We start from the raw sequence: 21,301 nt of genomic DNA, 5'->3' as shown, positions 1-21,301 counted from the left end.
TATTAAGTAACGAAACAATGTTTACTTTTTAGTCTTGCTGCAATTTCTGTTTTTGTTCTGCAACCTGATTTGCTCTATAAACATTATTTAACACATTAATTAATGCTAATGCTGATGAATGAACAATGTCGGTAGCAAGCCCAACTCCATGGAATTTACGTCCTTTATATTCGGCAACGATATCGACTTGACCCAAGGCATTTTCACCCTGTCCTTTAGATGCTAATTGGTATTTCACAATTGAAATAGGTTCGCCAGTAATACGATTTATCGCTTGATAAACAGCATCAACAGGGCCATTACCTGTTGCTGCATCTGAATATTTTTGATCGCCGATGATCAAACTAACTGAAGCTGTTGAAACGACAGTAGAGCCAGATTGTACATTAAAATAATCCAATACATAATGCTCTTCATCATCTTTTAGTTGATTAATGAAAATCAATGCTTCTAAATCATAATCAAAAACTTGGCCTTTTTTATCGGCAAGTTCTAAAAAAGCTTGGTAAACTTGATCTAAATTATAATCATTATCTTGATAACCTAATTCCGCTAAGCGATGTTTTACCGCTGCTCGGCCTGAGCGTGAGGTTAAATTTAGTTGAATTTGATTTAAGCCAATTGATTCAGGGGTCATTATTTCGTAGGTTTCACGATTTTTTAGCACACCATCTTGATGAATTCCTGATGAATGAGCAAAGGCATTACTACCGATTACCGCCTTATTCGAGGGTATTGGTGTGTTAGTAATTTGGCTGACGATTTGACTGGTACGATAGATCTCTTGATGATTAATATTTGTGTGAACGTTTAAGATATTTTGGCGGACTTTAATCGCCATAATAACCTCTTCTAAAGCAGTATTACCAGCTCGTTCACCTAAACCATTCATCGCCCCTTCAATCTGCCTAGCACCTTCTTGAATCGCGCTAATCGAGTTAGCCACCGACATGCCCAAGTCATCATGGCAATGAACAGAGATAATCGCTTTATCAATGTTCGGGACACGTTCAAATAAGGTATGAATAATGCCACCAAATTGATAAGGGACAGTATAACCGACAGTATCCGGTATATTGATCGTGGTTGCCCCTGCTTGAATTGCTGCTTCAACAATCCGACATAAGTTATCAATTGGGGTACGGCCTGCATCTTCACAAGAAAACTCCACATCATCTGTATAATTACGTGCACGTTTAACACAGTGCACTGCCTGTTCAACGACATCATCAAATGTCATTTTTAATTTGTCTTTAACATGTAACGTTGATGTTGCCATAAAAGTATGAATACGAAATTGATCGGCTACTTTTAAGGCTTCAGCTGCTACATCAATGTCTTTATCAATACAACGAGATAATGCACAAACACGGCTATTTTTAATGGTTTTAGCAATAGTTTGTACTGATTCAAAATCACCTGGAGATGAGATAGGAAAACCGACTTCCATGACATCTACCTGCATTCTTTCTAATGCTAAAGCTATTTGAAGTTTTTCTTTAACACTTAAACTTGCTTGTAACGCCTGTTCACCATCACGTAATGTTGTGTCAAAAATAATAATTTGATCGCTCATTGTTATTTCCTTTATATTTTAGCGCTATCCCGGTATTTCAAGTTAAGAAAACAAAAAAACCCGCACTTTAGCGCGGGTTCTTGTGAATTTGTTGAGTTAATTATTAAATTACTTTTACTCCACACACAAGCTATCCGCGCACACTAATGCGAGGAGGAGGCTGAGTAGGAGGTTAGTACATTTAATCATTAACTTCTCAATTATTGTGTTATGTATAAATATTGATACTATTTCTATCAAAAAAAAAACTTAATGTCAATAATAAATATTGATTAAATCAAATAGTAATCTGAAAGTAATATAGCTATATTGTTGAAAAGCTTTTAAGTAAAATGAATTACAAATATTAATCAGATATACAAATTACTCTTAAACCTTCGGTTTCTTTTGGCATCTTTTTAAGACTACCATCATTGAGATCAAATGCGTAAAAATGTGTATAGTAGGAGTCGTAATCTCTTGGTTCCTCCTTGCATTCATCATCATCATCCCAATCATCGTCGTCATCGTCATCGTCATCGTCATCGTCACCAGTGATACGTAATTTTGGTTTAACTTTATGACTTTTTCTAATTAAATTGTAGTAATCATCATAAACTCTACTCGATGTCCAGACCATATTTGACATCACATTACCTAAATCATCACTAGGGTAAACTTCATTAATTGTATTACCCCATTCACCTAAGAGAGTTTCGGTTGTACGGATATAATGATTTCTTTTATTATTTTCGTCAATTTCGGTATGATATAGAGCATTGGTTGCCTCATATCTTTCTACAGGATATAAAGCTGTTCCCCCTTTACACTGACAATATTGATTAGCATATTTCAAGCCTTTGACGGTATCAGTAGAGATTAAAAACCAATATTCTAAATCAAATCTATAAATAACCCTATTACCTACTTTTAATGAAAAACCCAGATCCCATAATTCATCAAGAATGGCATCGTCGGGTTTTTCACTAAAAGTTGGACCACTAAACTCAACCCTTAATATATTATTTTTACCGCTTAATTTTAATCCAACAGCCTGACTTTCTCGACTTTTTGTATAACTCACATCCTGCCATTTTGCACCTGATAACACAACATTAAAATATAATTTATCTGCAGCGGTAGTTGGAAAATTTCCCCAAGTGCGTTCTAAGTGTTTGACGGCCGGCTTAAACCCTTTTGTTGGCGACCAAACTGCTGTTAGGTCTTTATAAGTTGGCCATTCATTGAAATAATCATCATATTCTTGCTGTGTATAGGCATAGGGAGGATAACCTTTTTCTAATGAAGGTTGTAACCAACAAACGTGGGGCAAGCCACCACTTAATGATCTAACATAGTAAGTTTTGCTAGCACTAGGATAGTTTTTATTATTAGGTAAACCATAAGTGGTTGAAAGTTCTGAATCTGAGGTAGTTAAAGTTACAGCATAAAAGCCAACGCAATCATCTAATTTATCACTTAATTTAACAGCCTTATTGTCACTATCTTTAATCTCAATTTTGAACGTTCCTGTTGCTTTAAATCCATCATCACCATCATTATCTTCAAAATATTGTTTGTCAGTTAAAATTGTTTCGAGCTCTTCTTGTTCCTTTTTATAATCTGATACCAACGTGATAATTTTATCAAATGTGTCAATAGAACTAGGTAAGTCGATCAATTCATCAGGGGAAGAATTAAAATCAGGGCGATAATAGATTAAATTTGGATCTTCATTGGGTCCTTGTTCATTATTGGATGGTGCTATTTGCGTTTGGTTATCGTCTTTTTTTACCGCTATCCAGAGTAAATCGATGATATCGGAAGGAGATCTATCTTGATTTATTGTAATATATGGCGAAGTACCATTTATGGCAGAAGCAGTTACTTCATTTAATGCAAGAACTGGGATGCTATACAATAGACATAGTAAAACAACAAGTGTATATAATTTTATTGCTACAGCTTTACTCGTAAAAATAACGTATTTTCTATCCATGATAACGTCTTCTAATTAGCGCATTTTCCATTGCTTTGCTTTTAAACGAATATGCTTATTAAGCACTTATTTAATAATATTATTATTTTTTGTTAATGTAAATGATTTCATCGTTTATTCTGTTTAAATTATATTCTTAAAAAAACTAAAATGGCTCGTATTTTTTAGCAACGATGAATTGTTTAAGTAAACAATATTTCTATATAATAATATTCAATTATGATAACTAAGTTGCTACTAATTAAATTTGATTGGTGCTATATTCCTATGAGCAGTTATATCGTAATTTTGACTAAGATATCTGATTAATCAAATTTAAAATTCAGACTAACTATTATTTACTCACAATTAATAAGATGGGGTCAAAAGATGAACATTGTCGAAATTTCTCAAAAACGTTATACCACCAAACATTATGATAAAAGTAAAAAAATTCCTAAAGAAAAAATAGAACAATTACTTACTGTTTTAAGAAACAGTCCATCTTCAGTTAATTCACAACCTTGGCATTTTTATATTATTGATAATGATGCAGCAAAAAATAAAATTTTACCTGCTATAGCTGAATTTAATCAGCCACGAGTAACCGATTCCTCTCATACTATTTTATTTTGTATTAAATCACCCTTAGAAGATGCTCATTTAGTTAATTTGCTTAACCAAGAAGAGAAAGATGGCCGATTACCATCATCCGAACTTAAACAAACTCAGGATGAGTCAAGACGTTTCTTTGTCACTAAAAACAGTAAGACAATTGAGTCACAACAGAGTTGGGAAGGAAAACAAACTTATTTAGCATTAGGACAATTGCTTTTTGCCGCTGCTGCTATTGGTGTTGATTCTACCGCCGTTGAAGGCTTTGATTGTGAAAAAATGGATGAAATTTTAGACTTAAAACAAAAGGGGCTAAAGAGCCTAGTTATTGCAACATTAGGTTATCGTTCTGAAAATGATGGTAATGCCCATCGTCCAAAATCACGTTTACCAGAAGAACAAATTTTCACTTTTTTATAACAAAATACCGCTATAACTTATCCCACCAGATGAACAGTGGGGTAAGTTTACGAGTGTTATTTTAAATAAAAATTATTATATCGCATTAGGTTATCTTCAAGAACTTGTCGTTGTTGGGGTGTAAAATCAGCATTATAAAAGAGATAACCACTATTACAATTTATAATAAACAGATAACCTTTTTTTATCTTTCTTATTTTGTGTAATTGATCATACTTTATAACAGTAGTACTTAATTGGGTTTTAGCTGTCATTGTAAATCTATCTTCATAAAAAATGACCTTTGTACAAATAAAAATTTTATTACTTGTTTTACACCAATTTTCAGCTGAAAATTTCAAACCAGGTTTGATACTGAAGTAGATTGCAATTGAATATATAATTGTAATACAAACGAAAAATAATGCATGGCTAGAATCTTTTATTAAAAGATAGCATGGTAAAAACATTACAAGTATATAAATAGGGGCCATTATAGATTTTTTAAATAGTAAATAATAAAAACAATAATAGATTCTATTAATATCCATTTTATAGGTGTCTATCTCTGCTATTTGCGTTTCTAAATTTTTTCCTAAATAATCACATAAAAAATCATAAATGATTTCTAGTTCGTCGGATTTTAAAGATTGTTGACTAACAAAATAAAAATCTTGATTATTGATAAAAAATAAATAGCCATTTTCAGTTTTTTTAATGCAAAAAAAATCCTTATAATAGAAAGTATTAATTTCATTTTTATCTTTATTAAGAATGACTAATTTTTCATTATTAAATGACATAGTAAAGTGTCGCATATTATCTGGTGTTGAATCATTCAATTTTTGCGCGAAATCATGATCTAATACGCCATATTTTGCATAATAAGCATCTAACCAATACTGGGTATTAACATAATATTCAATAACTACAGTTTGTTTTTCCATTTTATTCCTTATAAATTATTTAGTATGCTTATACAGATTATTCAGTAAACAATCATAAATTAATTGAATATTGAATTATATGTTAGTTGATAGTTTTTCTACATTTATAACATAATTCATAAATAACCCTAGACCATACAGCTAGAATCATTACAATATAGGCCATCAATCACATAGCATTACTTTTTGCTAGTTTTAATTAATTAAACGGATAATGTTTTATGGCGCAATATGTCTATACCATGAACCGCGTGGGGAAGATTGTTCCTCCTAAACGCTATATTTTAAAAGATATTTCTTTAAGTTTTTTTCCGGGAGCTAAAATTGGTGTTCTTGGTTTAAATGGAGCAGGGAAGTCTACATTACTACGAATTATGGCTGGAGTAGATACCGAGATTGAAGGTGAAGCTCGTCCTCAACCAGGCATTAAAATCGGTTATTTACCTCAAGAACCTAAACTTGACCCTAAACAAACTGTACGTGAAGCAATTGAACAGGCTGTTGGTGATGCTAAAAACGCATTAGCTCGCTTAGATGAAGTCTATGCCGCTTATGCCGATCCTGATGCCGATTTTGATAAATTAGCGAAAGAACAAGCCGAGCTTGAAGCAATAATTCAATCGCAAGATGCCCACAATCTTGATAACCAATTAGAGCGTGCAGCTGATGCCTTACGCCTACCAGATTGGGATGCTAAGATTGAGAACTTATCCGGTGGAGAACGACGTCGTGTTGCAATTTGTCAATTATTACTTGAGAAACCTGACATGTTATTAATTGATGAACCAACCAACCATTTGGATGCTGAATCTGTTGCTTGGTTAGAACGCTTTTTACATGATTATGAAGGAACTGTAGTTGCAGTTACCCATGACCGTTATTTCTTAGACAATGTTGCCGGTTGGATTTTAGAGTTAGACCGTGGTGAAGGCATTCCATGGGAAGGTAACTACTCATCTTGGCTTGAACAAAAAGATCAGCGATTAGCTCAAGAAGCGGCAACGGAATCGGCTCGTCGTAAATCAATTGAAAAAGAATTGGAGTGGGTACGCCAAAATCCAAAAGGTCGTCAAGCAAAAAGTAAAGCACGTTTGGCACGTTTTGAAGAATTAAATAACAATGATTACCAAAAACGTAATGAAACTAATGAACTCTTTATCCCACCTGGGCAACGTTTAGGTGACAAAGTCATTGAAGTGGCTAATTTAACCAAATCATATGGCGATCGCGTATTAATTGATAATCTTTCTTTTAGCATTCCGAAAGGAGCCATTGTGGGTATTATTGGGCCTAATGGTGCTGGTAAATCGACGCTATTTAGAATGTTATCAGGTAAAGAACAACCGGACTCAGGTACGATCACTTTAGGTGAAACAGTACAACTTGCCTCAGTTGATCAGTTCCGTGACAGTATGGATGATAAAAAGACCGTTTGGGATGAAATTTCTAATGGCCAAGATATTATGCGTATTGGAAATTTTGAGATCCCAAGTCGTGCCTATGTTGGACGCTTTAATTTCAAAGGCGTTGATCAGCAAAAACGTGTTGGTGAGCTATCTGGTGGTGAACGAGGGCGTGTACATTTAGCTAAATTATTACAAGTTGGTGGTAATGTACTATTACTTGATGAACCGACCAATGATCTTGATGTCGAAACTTTACGCGCGCTTGAAAATGCGTTATTAGAGTTTCCAGGCTGTGCGTTAGTCATCTCACATGACCGCTGGTTCCTTGACCGTATTGCTACTCATATTTTAGATTATCAAGATGAAGGGCATGTTGAGTTCTTTGAAGGTAACTTTACTGAATATGAAGAGTGGAAAAAACGTACCTTAGGAGCAGAAGCGCTTGAACCTAAACGAGCTAAATATAAACGAATTAGCAAATAGTTTTTAAGCTCCATTCTATCTACCGCCGATGGTTATCGGCGGATTGTTTTATCATAACCATATAATCAACTTTTAAAGTAGTGATTTTGATGTTTTAACTAACTTAGCGAAGGTATCGGTTAATAATCTAGGAATGGCTGTAATACCACGAGTTTTTGCATCATCACAAACGGCAATGGCTAAATCTGGTTTAGAACTTTTGTGGATCGCTTTTTGAATAATTTTGGGTACCGACATATCAATATGGGCAACGGTATTATAAGCAGCTAACTTATATACGTGACTAAAACCATGTTTAAATAGAAAATTTTCAATGTCACGGGCTGGCAATACGGTGATATAATCATTTAAATTTTCGCCGGGTGCACATTGTGATTGTACCGTCTCAGCATATTTTTTTCCTGCCATATCACCATCAGTAATGACATACCAGCGGATCCCCATTTTATTAGCATAGTGAATTAATGGTTTTAAACCACATTGTGCAAATTCTAATAATTGGATCCCCTCTGAACTTAGATGATAGCCACTTTGTTCGGCAAGCTCTCTGAGTAGCCATACTTCAGTTTCGCCTTCAACCAGTAACCAGCAACGGGCAAATAGTGCAGTAGGGCGTCGATAAAGGACATGGAACAAAATGCGTCGACTATCGCCAACACTTAAGCCATGAGGAGCAATATACTTACTCACAATTTGATCAGGTTGGCGGATCAATCGGTAAATACTCTCTAATGGAAACAGAGAAACTAAATCGCTTGAGTTAGAGGTAATAATTTTTTGGGTAGGTAAATTTTTTAACAGTCGGAAGCCAACCGATAAAATAATTGGATGTAACTGACTTTCTGGTTCTTCTAAAACTAAAATTGGCACTGAACTATGAGAGAGAGGATTATCTCCTTTAGCATTAACAATCGAACCAAATATACCTAAAAGTGCAGTACGAAGATAATCATTATCTAAATCATCTAATACATTATTGATTCGTTCGAGTGAATTCCAATCTTCGGTTTTGGGATTACTTTTTTGTGCTAATTTTTTATAGTTAGATCGTTGTTGAGAATCAACAAAATAGTATTCTAATAATGAACGAGCAGCTTGTAAGCCACGATTAAGCTCATCTTGACTTAATTGTGCCGAGTGTGCTTTTAATTGATCAGATAGTTGTTCAATAAAGTATTGTGATAAAGGTTCATTTGTAACAGGTAAATCCTTAGCATTCACTGAATTTTTAAGCGGCATGACTGGATTTAAGTTAATCAGAATAGCGATTAATAATTTTGGATTATCTAGATTTAACCTTTCGCCATGTTCATTCAACAAATTATGTTCAGTGATAATATTATCATCATTTTTTTGGGCATTAATCTGGTAAGTAATTCGATATAGATTGTCTACTGGTGAGCGATAACTAACTGCTGTTAGAGGCTGATAAGCTTGTTCAGTTAATTGAGTTGCATAAGATTCACAATAAACAACATTTATTGAGATGTGATTACCATCATCCTTATCATAATAGAAATCTGAATTAACAAATTGATAAAATTTATTATCTAGGGTTAGCAATTTTAATGCACTGATTAAACTCGACTTACCCCATTGGTTTTCACCAATAAGTACACTAGATTTAGCATTAAGCTTTAATGAAAGTTGCTTAATCCCCCTAAACCCTTTGATATCAATTTGTTCAATAAACATGTCATTTCCTTATGATTAAAGATGATACTTTTCAGTTCTTCTCGCGATGCGCTCAGCTCTTCGCTTAGCACTATCAATTAATTTATGTTCATCGCGCAAAATGGTTTTAATTGGTTTATTAAAATAGTTTCTTAAAAAACGCCAAATATCACGTTGGTTAAGTCCAATATTGGTTGATGAAAAATAGAGCCCAATTAAATCTTTATCACGCCAACGGATTGGAACTTTTTTACGTGTTTGTGCACGATGAAGATCAATCACAGAAAGTTTTATTTGCTGATTCTTTTCAAACAAAGGTAAATCCAATAAAAAATGACATAAATAACAATCACGATGATTTACGCCAGCACCATGCATTTTAGCGGTCATATTTGCTAAATAAATAGTTAATGAGCGTTTTAAATGATAACCAGGTGGGTTGGTTAGCCATGGTTTAGTAAAATCTTCTAAACTAATAGTTGGATTAAGGTCTTTGGTAATAATGAATGAATGCCGAGTAAGCGGATTTAATCCTTTACGCCCAAAAGCTCGTCCATCCATAGTATTGACACCAACTTGTTCTAAACGATGAATTGCATCCCACTCTTGTTTAGCATCTAAAACCGGTAAACGTAGCGAAATGAGGTTTTTTACAATCTCTTTTACCGTTGTACCACGGTGAATTTTAATGAAATATGATTGATCTTCTAATTGAAAATTAAGAGTTTTACGTTGTTTGACTGCGCGGTAAACTTTACCTGAAATTAATTCCACTTCATTAAATGGATCTTTACCTTGCCATAATTGTTGAAAGGGGGTTTTAAGTTTAATCTCATTCATAATGACATCCTAAAATAATGTCTGCTGCTCGTAGGGCTAAATGATATAAATCTTCACTACTACTATAAGCAATGGCATTGTTATGCCAATTAAGCCATTGCCCTTTATCTCTAATTGATTGTTCTAACGCGTGATCTAAAATGTTTTGCTTATAAGGTTCTGATAATACAATACCGGCATTAGCTTGGCTAATGTGATAAGCATATCCGGAGATACCTGATACGATCACTGGAACCCCTGCCGCTAATGCTTCAATCAAAACCATACCGGCTGCTTCTTGCCTTGCAGGATGTAGTAATAAATCAGCTGAAAATAAGAAATCAGGGATATCATTGCGACCAGAGAAGAATCTCACCTGTTTAGCAATACCTAATTCATCTGCTAACTTTTGATATACCTCTGATTTATCTTGTCCAACCACCAAATAAGTAACTTTTTGTTTTAGTTCATTAGGTAAGGTTGCGATCGCTTTCAAAGAGCGATCAACGCCTTTACGTTTAAAATCAGAGCCAATTTGCACAATCACAAAACTATCTTGGTCAATTTGATTCGATTGTCGGAATTGTTCACGTTTTTGAGGGGCATCAACGTTATATTTACGATCTAAAGCAATGCCGGGTGGTAATAAAAAGAATCGTTCATCTTGAGTATGATAGTGGTTTTTAAAATCTTGAATTTGTTGTTTGGTTAACACCATAATCTTAGTTTGTGAGCTAGGGGAAAATACCGCCTGCTCAAAAGCTAAATAATGTTTGCAACGTTTCGACAATTTATAGAAAAAGCCTTTGTGTGCCGCTTTTTCAGCAAAACATGTATCGCCAGCAAAATAGACATCCAATCCAGGCATTTTGTTAAAGCCTACCACACAATCTACAGGATTGCTTTGTAAGTGAGCCTTTACCCAATGGTAATAAGCTTGATTACGGCTATGGTTAGATAATCCTTTTTTAGGAACGATGATGATATCAAAACCAGCTGGTTTAGCGCCTTGCCAATCCAATACATACACACGGATTTGATGACCTCGAGCTTGGCAAGCAGTAGCAATTTGCAAAAAATCGCGTTGCAAACCGCCAAAAGGGAAAAATTTATAAATACAAAAAGCTAGTTGCATGCAGATTATCTCAAATGATAAAACATCATTATATACTTGTTGTTAACAAAGGTACAAAAATACGCGCATGTTAATAATTATTTCAAACATATTTCTATGTAGCAATATACAATAAACCTATTGTTTGAACAGCAACGAAACGAAAAAACACTAGATTAAATAGCCGATTATTCCTAATATATAGTTATATTTTAAATTATTATTTTTGATTAGAAACAAAGCCAATTTAAGTGGCAATCAAATCTAGAAATAGCTTTGATTAGCATCTTTGCTATCTAATAGTAATCGATAAAAATTAAAGCTTTTATTTTGAACGGATGTTATTAGTAGTAGGTAGGTTAAAGTTAGCCATAATAGTAAAAGTAAATTGACTATAGTATTTTGCTGATTTTATTTTCAAAACGTATTCTGATGAATTTATAAGTTCAATATTTAACGAGTAAATATGTCGGCTAAAAAATTTGAGGAAAGGGGTTTTTGAAGCGGAAATTTATATAATTTAGTTAACAAATGTAATTGTTATCGCAATTATAAGGACTAAAAATAGGCTTTCCTCAAAATTTTTGCTGTTGATGGTATTTTATTGTTTGAAAGAGTAAATATCACCAATAGCACTACCTTGTGCACCAAACTGTCGTAAATTATGATCAACTGCATTCATTGATTGCCAATGGTTTTCACACCAATCAGGAGCCAGTAAGGTTGGTTTTCTGGCATTGGCTGAAATCCGATGATATAAAATATTGGCTGGTGTTTGTCGAATAATATCACCGGCAATATCAACATAATCTTCAAGAGATAACACATTGATCCGCCCAGCTCGCCATGCTTTGGCCATAATACTGCCTTCAACAATATGTAAAGGATGAATTTTTAAACCATCCACTCCACTGTCTAATACTTTGTTTAAAGTGATGAGATTGTCTGGTTTCTTCTCTTTGGGTAAACCAATAATAAGGTGAGTACACACTTTTATGCCTAATTGTCGTGCTTTTTGTACCGTTTGGTGATAATCCGCAAAGGTATGACCACGATTAATATGATGTAATGTATTGTCATGTGCGGTCTGTAATCCGAGTTCTAACCAAACTTCATAGCCGCTGGATTGGTAATGTGCCAGCAAATCAAGAGCTTCATCGGGAACGCAATCAGGACGAGTGCCGACGCAAAGCCCGACAATATCAGCACTATTCAGCGCTTCTTCATACATATTCTTAAGTATTTCAACTTCAGCATAGGTACTAGTATAAGCCTGAAAATAAGCAAGGTATCGTTTCGATTTTTTCATCTGTTGCGCTTGCGACATAAGCTGCTGTGAAATTGATTTCACCTGTATAGACTCATCAATGATTGACGCTACATTGCAAAAGGTACACCCACCTTGCCCAATGGTACCATCACGATTGGGACAGCTAAAACCACCGTGTAAAGTGAGCTTATAGATTTTTTCACCATAGCGACGTTGTAAATCGGAACCAAATGTATTAACGACTAAATGAAGTTGCATGCTATACCAAATAAAATTTTTGCTTATTCTACCAAGATATTCCAGATACTCAATTGCAATTGAGCTAGAGATAATGATTAATAAGATTATTATTCTCTAATAGATTGTTTGCATTATCAAACTAGATAATTTATCAATGATAATGGTTTTAAAAATTTTGAGGAAAGGGGTTTTTAGTAGGCTAAATGATATTGTGCTGTAAAGCATTTTAATTATTATTCTAACTATCTATAAATATTATTTATAACTTCAAAAAAAGATTGAAATTAAAGGTCGATTAAGTAAGGATAGTAACCCATGATGTTTTTTTGTGCTAATTAAATACAGTAACAAATCGTTACGTTGATGTAATTGCCTACAAGGAGCCAATATGTTTACTAAACAAATGACAATTGCCGATTATGATCAAGAGCTATGGGATGCCATTAAAGGCGAAGAACAACGCCAAGAAGATCACTTAGAACTTATTGCATCGGAAAACTATACAAGTCCAAGAGTGATGCAGGCACAAGGTACTCAACTAACCAATAAATATGCTGAAGGCTATCCTGGTAGGCGCTACTATGGCGGTTGTGAATATGTTGATATTGTTGAGCAGTTAGCTATTGATCGTGCTAAAGAACTATTTGGTGCTGATTATGCTAACGTTCAACCGCATTCTGGCTCACAAGCCAATTTTGCTGTTTATATGGCATTGTTAAAACCGGGTGATACGGTACTAGGCATGAACTTGTCACAAGGGGGGCATTTAACGCATGGTTCTCCGGTCAGTTTTTCAGGTAAGTTGTATAACGTGGTTGCTTATGGCGTCGACGAAACGGGACATATTGATTATGAGCAATTAGCGAAAATTGCTTTAGAGTCAAAACCAAAAATGATTATAGGTGGTTTTTCTGCTTATTCTGGTGTAGTTGATTGGCAGCGCATGCGTGAGATTGCTGATAGTGTAGGAGCCTTCTTATTTGTTGATATGGCTCATGTGGCTGGTTTGGTGGCGGCTGGTGTTTATCCAAATCCAGTGCCTTTTGCTCATGTTGTGACGACAACGACGCATAAAACACTAGGCGGACCACGTGGTGGACTTATTTTAGCCAAAGGTGGTAGTGAAGAACTTTACAAAAAATTGAATTCTGCTGTATTCCCAGGTGCACAAGGTGGTCCATTAATGCATGTGATAGCGGCAAAAGCAGTTGCTTTAAAAGAGGCGATGGAGCCAGCTTATAAAGAATATCAACAACAAGTTGTGAAAAATGCCCAAGCGATGGTTGATGTGATCATCAAACGTGGTTATAAAGTCGTATCTGGTGAAACAAAAAATCACTTATTTTTAATAGATTTAGTTGATAAAAATATCACCGGTAAAGAAGCTGATGCTGCTTTAGGTAGTGCTAATATTACCGTGAATAAAAATAGTGTGCCAAATGATCCGCAAAGTCCATTTGTAACATCTGGTGTGCGGATTGGTACACCTGCCGTGACTCGTCGTGGTTTCAACGAAGAAGAGTCTCGTGAATTAGCTAATTGGATTTGTGACGTATTAGATAACATTGATGACGAACAAGCTATTCAAGCGGTTAAACAAAAAGTGTTGGCGGTTTGCCGACGATTACCTGTTTATCAACATTAATCATAAAATATTCGCCGACGTTATGTCGGCGAAAAATTATTAAGCATAATTCAACACTTGTTATTGCTTTTCAGTAGTATTATTTTGTTGCTGACTTAACAATTGTTGTTGCTGTTTAAAATAATTGGCAATATCATTTTTAAACCAAAAAGCCGTACCGACGATTACTACACCTAATAAAATTGCTGACCAAAATAGTATTCGCGCTTTTTTATTACGTTTTTTTAAAGGGTCAGTTAAATTACGTCTTGCGTTGGTAGGTAATTCGGCTTTACTGGTCAGCAGACCACCAAGCAGTAAATTGATTTTAACTTGTCCATTTATCGCCCAACCAGAAGCTTCAAGTAATGGCCCAAGTGTTCTTCTTCTTAATTTTAACCAAGCCAATATTACTGATGGTCCAGATATAATCAAGAACAAGCCTAAAATCACTAATGGGAATTGCCACCATGTAAGTGAAAAGATAGCTTGAAAAATAGTCGCTAAAGCGGTACCAATGGCGCCAACAGCTAAACCAATAGCCGCAAAGATACCAACACTTTTACCAATATCAAATTTGCTTTCTGGATTTTGTACCGCTTGTGTACTGGTTTTCTCAATGTCAGCATCTTTATTGCTTGCCCATTTATTAATTTGTTCAGTAATTAAACGGCCAATACGTTGATAAGGTGCCCAAATAGCTTGTTGGATACTAATTGGTTTAGTAATCATCTTAACAACACTTGCATCCCAATCATTGCCTTCATTATCAATAAAAACGCCATTGCGGCCTTCCATTAATAAATCACCTTGTCCAGCGGTAATTGCCGCAGCAATTGTCTGTTTTGTACCATGCCTTGTACATTCACAATATAATAAACATAGTTCAGAATAATTAGCCATAGTCGAATGTTTAGCTATATTATCTACAGCAACACAGAGGGTAGCACAACGACCGTCAATATAAAGTTTACCTAATTGAAAAGCCGCATAGTGGTCAAGTGAAAAGAATTCAGCAAACGAAGCAAAATTAATCAATAAACGATAGAGATGTTTTTGAAATAACACTAGTTTTTCTAATATAAAAACATCTGAAGCTGAAATAGGTGTTTGGTTATCCTGTTCAACCATGCTTTCAAATTCGTTTAGTAAATTATCATCAACTAAATTAGCAATTTGATTGCCAGTAAGATCCTCAATGCTAGCGGTTGGTTTAGTTGTTACACTTAATTGTTGCATCTCAGGTTTAGAACTGATTAGTGTTGTGTAAGCATTAAGATCTGCCTGAATATCTTGCCATTCTTGTGCAGTTAGTTGTTTGGGATCGGCTAAGTGTGAAGCGATTAAATCTCTAAATCGAATGATTTTAGTTTTCCACAGTGGATTAAGGCCATTAACCAGATCTAATGTGTTATTGGTATCTATTTTAGATAGAGGTAGCTCAGATAAAGCTTCATCAGAAAGTAATCCGTTTTGGGATGGGACAATATATTTCTCGTCAACATTTAACGCCGTTTGTGCTTGAGGTGCATATTGTGCTAATTCAACACGCAAAAAGTAGTCATCAATTTTCGGCTTTAATTCTTGAACTAATTTCCATATTTCTGAGCGGTTTTCGCCAAAAGGTGTTTGGGTATTACTGATATCGTTTTGCCATTTTTGCCAACTTTTTAAGTTTTTAACAAAAGTTTGCGCAATCTCTAGATTAATTCCATCCTGACCACTCATATCTTTTTCCGCACCAGTTGTTTTTATTGCTGCTTGAATAAAATTTTGCAGCTCTGGCGATAATTCGGCTGAAGGAGGAAAAATTAAATCACCATTGTAGAGTTTGCTGGCATTAATTTTAAGTGATTGTTGCACATCATCTTGCGTTAAATAATCAGCTTGGTTTTTATTTAAGTTCGCTAAAATGCTATGGGCGGTAATTAATAATTTTTTACCTTGTTCGTTTGAATCATCAATTTGCGATAATGATAAAGTTTGTGATGATTGAACAATATTATCAAAAGAAACTATTTTATCTTTAAGCCAATTAATTGCCTCTAAAATATCGGGAATACGAATGCGACCATCGTTATCTGAATCTAATAATTGTAATGTTCTTTGATCAAAATCTAGCCCTGTGGTTGGGCAACTGAGTGCAACCCATAATTTAGGATCTAAATTGGGTAAATTGATAATGTCATCGGCATTTTTTAATACGATTTGATCTAATCCACCAACACGTTGAAATGTCCAAGTATGACTCATAATCACCTCCATACCGAAATATTATTAATATATTCAATTATTAATAATTATAACAGTATTCATTTTTTTAGAAGAGAATTGGAATGCTCACGTTTTAAGAGCTGTTAATTGTATCTTTGATAATTGATTTTGGTTGCCTACCGCAACTTTATGATAGAATACCGCCTTATTATTTAATATCCAAATAAAAACCACAAATATGTCATTAATTAATCTTACCAATGCCTATTTATCATTTAGTGATGCTCCACTTCTTGATCATATTGATATGTCGATAGAAACTAACGAGCGCGTCTGTCTTGTTGGTCGTAACGGTGCCGGTAAATCAACTTTGCTAAAAGTGCTGAATAAAGAAGTACCGCTCGATGAAGGACAAATTGTTTATGAAAACAACGTTATTGTCTCTCGATTGCAGCAAGATCCCCCTCGAGATATTCAAGGAAATGTTTTTGATTTTGTTGCGGAAGGTTTAAAAGAACAAGCGCAATTATTAAAAGATTACTATGCATTGTCACACTTAGTTGAAACTGATCCAAGTGAGGGTAATCTATCTAAATTAGCTAAAATGCAAGAACAGCTAGATCATCAAAATGGTTGGCAATTGGATAATCGTATTCGTAATGTCATTTCCTCATTATCGTTAGATGGTGAGGCATTATTGTCTTCGTTATCGGGTGGTTGGTTGCGTAAAGCGGCATTAGCAAAGGCACTAGTTTGCCAACCATCAGTATTATTATTGGATGAACCAACTAACCATTTAGATATCGATACCATTAGATGGCTGGAAGAGTTTTTAAAAAGCTTTAATGGCAGTATTGTTTTTATATCGCATGACCGATCCTTTATTCGGCAAATGGCGACTCGGATTATTGATTTAGACCGTGGTAAGGTTGCTTCTTGGGGCGGTGATTATGACAGTTATTTGCTAGGTAAAGAAGAAGCGCTGCGTGTTGAAGAGTTACAAAATGCCGAATTTGATAAGAAGTTAGCACAAGAAGAAGTCTGGATCCGTCAAGGTATTAAAGCTCGTCGAACTCGTAATGAGGGTAGAGTGAGAGCATTAAAAGCGATGAGACAAGAATATTCACAGCGTCGTCAAGTCATGGGCAATGCGAAAATGCAGATCGAGGAAGCACTGCGTTCAGGTAAAATTGTCTTTGAGCTAGATAATGTCAGTTATCAAATCGATGATAAAGTGTTAGTTAAGGACTTCACGGTACAAGTGTTACGTGGTGATAAAATTGCTCTAATAGGCCCCAATGGTATTGGTAAAACCACATTATTAAAACTGATGCTAGGTAGTTTAGCACCGACCTCAGGAAGTGTTCATTGCGGAACCAAACTTGAAGTGGCTTATTTTGATCAGTATCGATTAGAGCTTGATCCAGAAAAAACCGTTATGGATAACCTTGCAGAAGGTAAGCAAGAGGTGATGGTAAATGGTCGCTCAAGACATGTGCTTGGCTATTTACAAGATTTCCTATTTCCACCAAAACGAGCTCGAACACCGGTTAGAGCACTCTCGGGTGGTGAACGAAATCGTTTACTATTAGCAAAATTATTTTTAAAACCAAGTAATTTATTGGTGCTTGATGAACCAACTAATGACCTTGATATTGAAACTTTAGAGCTATTAGAAGAACTTGTGAATGATTATCAAGGAACAGTTTTATTAGTTAGCCATGATAGACAATTTGTCGATAACGTGGTTACTCAGTGTTGGTTTTTTGAAGAACAAGGACGAATTGGTATTTATGCTGGTGGTTATACAGATGCATTACAGCAACAACAGCAAGCTAAACCAGTGAGTGCTCAAGTCACCAGTAGTAAGAGCAATGAATCAGCTAAAAGTGACACCAACAAAACCAATAGCTCAGACCTAACGCCAGAGCAAGCGACTAAAAAGAAGGTTAAATTAAGCTATAACGAACAACGAGAACTCGCCCAGTTACCTAATAAAATCGAGGAATTAGAAACAGCTATTGCGGATCTTCAAGCACAAATTGGTCATAGTGACTTTTTCAATCAACCTCATGAAGTAACGAGCCCAATATTGCAATCTTTAGCCGATAAAGAAGCCGAGCTTGAAGTGGTATTTGAACGTTGGGAACAGTTAGAAGCATTAACTCAATAAGCGCTCAATGTGAGCGCTTATTCATGACTACCAAGTTTTTCTTGATAAAAAGTAAAAAAGTATTAAGGCAATAATCACAAAAATAGCGCCAACAAAGCCAATATAATGGGTGGATAAGTAAACTAGCACTTGGCTACCGACAAAGGCGCCACCACCTATACCGATATTATAAATACCCGAATAAACCGAGGTCGCAATATCGGCAGCATCAGGTGCAGCATCAATAACTTTACTCTGCATCACCATACCAATAATAGTAATCGCAAGCCCCCAAACCATACCTTGTAGTATTGCGGTTATGAGACTAAAAGAACAAACATAAAGCGATAATAAACAGATAATTAATAATATCACCGGCATGACTAAGATGGCGGTTGGGTGCGGTTCAGCATATTTAGCAAAAATTAAACTACCTATCATGCCTGAAAAACCGACTGCTAATAATAAGCTCACGACAATTTGTTCGCTAAAGCCACCAACATTAAGCATAAATGGGGTTATATAAGTATAAGCGGTAAAATGGCCGGTAATAATAATAGCAGTTAACAAATAAATGTTTAGTAATACAGGTCGTTTAAGTACTTTAGGAATGGCTTTTAGTGAAATTGTGTTCATACTAGGAACAGCTGGTAATAAACAAAGTAATGAAGCCATTACACAAAATGCGATAAACCCGATACATAAAAATGTGACTCGCCAGCCAACTAATTGGCCGATCATTGTTCCAATAGGAATCCCTAATACTGTTGCCATTGAGGTGCCAACTACAATAAAGCCCATCGCTTTAGCTTTTTTACCATTGGGTGCTAATCGAACCGCTAAAGGCGTGGTAATTGCCCAAAATACAGCATGGGCGCAAGCAATGCCGATTCTAGCAACCATTAAACTATAAAAACTCCAAGCAAAGCCAGCCAAGATGTGACTACCAATAAATAAACAAAATAGAAATATAAGTAGTTTACGGCGTTCCATTTTTGCGGTTAATACCGTTAAAGGTAAAGATAATAACGATACAGCCCAAGCATAAATAGTTAATAATAGCCCGGCATGCGCAACATCCATCGAAAAACTTTCAGCAATATTCGGCAGTAATCCAACTGGTACAAACTCTGTGGTATTGAATATAAACGTAGCAAGGGCAAGGCAGAGAATCGACGACCAGATTCGAGACCGTTTATTAGCATTATTCATGATTAATGTTATAGAAGGGATTGAGATTCAATAAGCTGATTATAGCTGAATATTAATGACTATTAAACAACGATGGCAAATAAATCATCAGATTAAATTAGTTATTTTTTTGTTTAATCAGTGAACTAATTTGCGACATTAAAACCTATAAAGGTATGTAATATCGCCACCTACAATGAATCGTTCGATTAAATATCAAGAATCAACTTTTGAACACAGTTTGTCTACTAATCTATAATGATATTTTTATGACTTTTGCTTGGTACGGTCATTTACGGTTTTTGCATAATCAAGTTTGGATTGTCGCCGTATTTATCAGTTGGGGTTTTGCACTGTTTGAATATTTACTACAAGTCCCTGCAAATCGGATTGGCTTTCAAGTCGCCAGTGCCGGGCAATTAAAGATACTTCAAGAAGTGATTAGTTTGTCTGTATTTATTCCCTTTTCAGTTTACATTCTAAAAGAATCATTTAAAACCGATTATATTTGGGCGGGTTTATGTTTGCTCGGAGCAGTATTTTTTATGTTCAAGGATAAAATTATCTCTTAATAGCGATATTCATAGTCGGGATATTATACAATATGTTTATCCATCGCTATAAATTATTCGGTTATCAAAAATCTTAAGCAATAAATAGTAATGTGTTTTTCTTCATAAAAAGATTTTGCTAACTAATGTTTACTGTTTTATTATTAAACAGTGCTCTATTTATAATAATTATTACTAATCCCATTATATATAAAACTTGTTGTTTCTTTATTTGTTCTATTAAGTTGCGTTGTCATCACTAATTAAAATAGTACTTAGGAGATATCTATGCGTAAAAATTTTTTATATTTATTAGTAGTATCTATTTTATTTTGTTTTAGTGTCCATGCCATTGACGTTAAAGATGTAACCACGAATTCGAATGATTTTTATCTTACCCAAGAACAAGCACCAGATAGTTTACATTTATTACCGCCACCACCAGCATTTAATAGCATTGATTTTTTAAGAGATAAAGCAATGTATGATTGGGGAAAATCCATGCGAAATACTGAGCGAGGTAAACAAGCTTATCTTGATGCTGATTCGAGTAAAAATAATGTTACTAAACAGTTTTCAGCCGCTTTTGGATATGATATTTCAATTGATACCTCGCCTGAGATTTATAAACTTATTACCACAATGAAAGAAGATGCTGGTGATCTTGCTACTCGATCGGCTAAACAGTATTACAACCGCATTAGACCATTCTCATTCTTTAATGAAACCACTTGTCGACCAGAAGACGAAAAAACATTATCGACTAATGGCTCATATCCTTCCGGACATACCACAATGGGATTTGCTATAGCCTTAGTTTTAGCTGAAATACATCCAGAACGGCAAAATGAAATTTTAAAACGAGGTTACGAAGTTGGTGAAAGCCGAGTTATTTGTGGTTATCATTGGCAAAGTGACGTTGATGCTGCAAGAGTCATGGCGGCGGCAGTAGTTGCACAATTACATACTAATTCGGCATTTATTGAGCAACTAGCTAAAGCAAAAGCTGAACTAAATCAATTTCTATAACTATAGGGTGTTAATAGACAACTAAATGATTTATTTATAT

At 34.9% G+C, this 21,301-nt stretch carries 15 protein-coding genes; 6 read left to right on the top strand and 9 right to left on the bottom strand.

Translation table 11 applies throughout. The features are described 5' to 3' along the window. Positions 1-28: 28 nt before the first annotated feature. Together leuA and H3T54_RS03145 are read right to left on the bottom strand one after the other, a co-directional pair. Positions 29-1,576 (bottom strand): 2-isopropylmalate synthase, encoded by a 1,548-nt coding sequence (gene leuA / locus H3T54_RS03150; protein ID WP_198200776.1) that lies wholly within the window; start codon positions 1,574-1,576, stop codon positions 29-31. A gap of 346 nt (positions 1,577-1,922) precedes the next feature. Further along, on the bottom strand, positions 1,923-3,554 hold the full coding sequence (locus tag H3T54_RS03145) for a hypothetical protein (protein WP_198220880.1): 1,632 nt from the start codon (positions 3,552-3,554) through the stop codon (positions 1,923-1,925). A 369-nt stretch (positions 3,555-3,923) separates the two neighbouring features. On the opposite strand from H3T54_RS03145, the gene nfsB reads away from it, so the two are divergent. After that, positions 3,924-4,568: an oxygen-insensitive NAD(P)H nitroreductase gene (nfsB, locus tag H3T54_RS03140; protein WP_198220878.1), complete on the top strand. Its 645-nt coding sequence runs from the start codon at positions 3,924-3,926 to the stop codon at positions 4,566-4,568. Positions 4,569-4,624: 56 nt separating this feature from the next. Here nfsB and H3T54_RS03135 read toward each other — a convergent pair whose 3' ends face one another. Then, on the bottom strand, positions 4,625-5,494 hold the full coding sequence (locus tag H3T54_RS03135) for a YcxB family protein (RefSeq protein WP_198220877.1): 870 nt from the start codon (positions 5,492-5,494) through the stop codon (positions 4,625-4,627). Positions 5,495-5,715: 221 nt separating this feature from the next. Between H3T54_RS03135 and ettA the strand changes: the two genes are divergently transcribed. Beyond that, positions 5,716-7,383 carry an energy-dependent translational throttle protein EttA gene (ettA, locus tag H3T54_RS03130; RefSeq protein ID WP_198220875.1) on the top strand — a complete coding sequence of 556 codons (1,668 nt, stop codon included), beginning with the start codon at positions 5,716-5,718 and terminating at the stop codon, positions 7,381-7,383. A 72-nt stretch (positions 7,384-7,455) separates the two neighbouring features. On the opposite strand, the gene H3T54_RS03125 is transcribed toward ettA, so the two are convergent. The 4 genes from H3T54_RS03125 to H3T54_RS03110 all read right to left on the bottom strand — a co-directional run bounded on the left by H3T54_RS03125 (position 7,456) and on the right by H3T54_RS03110 (position 12,518). Beyond that, positions 7,456-9,078, bottom strand: coding sequence for a DUF2813 domain-containing protein (locus H3T54_RS03125; RefSeq protein ID WP_198220873.1), 1,623 nt, complete (start codon positions 9,076-9,078; stop codon positions 7,456-7,458). A gap of 15 nt (positions 9,079-9,093) precedes the next feature. Beyond that, the gene (rfaP, locus tag H3T54_RS03120; protein ID WP_198220871.1) at positions 9,094-9,897 is read right to left on the bottom strand and encodes a lipopolysaccharide core heptose(I) kinase RfaP; all 804 of its coding nucleotides are present in this window, start codon (positions 9,895-9,897) and stop codon (positions 9,094-9,096) included. Next, a complete protein-coding gene (locus H3T54_RS03115) occupies positions 9,890-11,011 on the bottom strand; it encodes a glycosyltransferase family 4 protein (protein ID WP_198220869.1) in 1,122 nt (373 codons plus the stop codon). The genes rfaP and H3T54_RS03115 overlap by 8 nt, the downstream gene beginning before the upstream one ends. 580 nt (positions 11,012-11,591) lie before the next feature. Then, positions 11,592-12,518 carry a TIGR01212 family radical SAM protein gene (locus H3T54_RS03110; RefSeq protein ID WP_198220867.1) on the bottom strand — a complete coding sequence of 309 codons (927 nt, stop codon included), beginning with the start codon at positions 12,516-12,518 and terminating at the stop codon, positions 11,592-11,594. A gap of 370 nt (positions 12,519-12,888) precedes the next feature. Between H3T54_RS03110 and glyA the strand changes: the two genes are divergently transcribed. Beyond that, positions 12,889-14,145 (top strand): serine hydroxymethyltransferase, encoded by a 1,257-nt coding sequence (gene glyA / locus H3T54_RS03105; protein ID WP_198220865.1) that lies wholly within the window; start codon positions 12,889-12,891, stop codon positions 14,143-14,145. A 60-nt stretch (positions 14,146-14,205) separates the two neighbouring features. Here the strand turns inward: glyA and H3T54_RS03100 are convergent, their stop codons facing one another. After that, entirely contained in the window at positions 14,206-16,377 is a 2,172-nt protein-coding gene (locus H3T54_RS03100; protein ID WP_198220863.1) for a MerC domain-containing protein, read from the bottom strand. A gap of 199 nt (positions 16,378-16,576) precedes the next feature. On the opposite strand from H3T54_RS03100, the gene H3T54_RS03095 reads away from it, so the two are divergent. After that, a complete protein-coding gene (locus H3T54_RS03095) occupies positions 16,577-18,511 on the top strand; it encodes an ABC transporter ATP-binding protein (RefSeq protein ID WP_086353883.1) in 1,935 nt (644 codons plus the stop codon). Positions 18,512-18,538: 27 nt separating this feature from the next. On the opposite strand, the gene H3T54_RS03090 is transcribed toward H3T54_RS03095, so the two are convergent. Then, on the bottom strand, positions 18,539-19,705 hold the full coding sequence (locus tag H3T54_RS03090) for a sugar transporter (protein WP_370527342.1): 1,167 nt from the start codon (positions 19,703-19,705) through the stop codon (positions 18,539-18,541). A 191-nt stretch (positions 19,706-19,896) separates the two neighbouring features. Here H3T54_RS03090 and H3T54_RS03085 point away from each other — a divergent pair, with 191 nt between their 5' ends. Together H3T54_RS03085 and H3T54_RS03080 are read left to right on the top strand one after the other, a co-directional pair. After that, positions 19,897-20,253 carry a DMT family protein gene (locus H3T54_RS03085; protein WP_370527341.1) on the top strand — a complete coding sequence of 119 codons (357 nt, stop codon included), beginning with the start codon at positions 19,897-19,899 and terminating at the stop codon, positions 20,251-20,253. Between the two features lie 267 nt (positions 20,254-20,520). Next, positions 20,521-21,261 (top strand): phosphatase PAP2 family protein, encoded by a 741-nt coding sequence (locus H3T54_RS03080; protein ID WP_198220859.1) that lies wholly within the window; start codon positions 20,521-20,523, stop codon positions 21,259-21,261. Positions 21,262-21,301 lie beyond the last annotated feature (40 nt).

Source organism: Gilliamella sp. B14384G10 (assembly GCF_016101685.1).
Classification (GTDB): Bacteria; Pseudomonadota; Gammaproteobacteria; order Enterobacterales; family Orbaceae; genus Gilliamella; species Gilliamella apis_A.
This window is presented reverse-complemented; position numbering and strand designations above follow the sequence as displayed.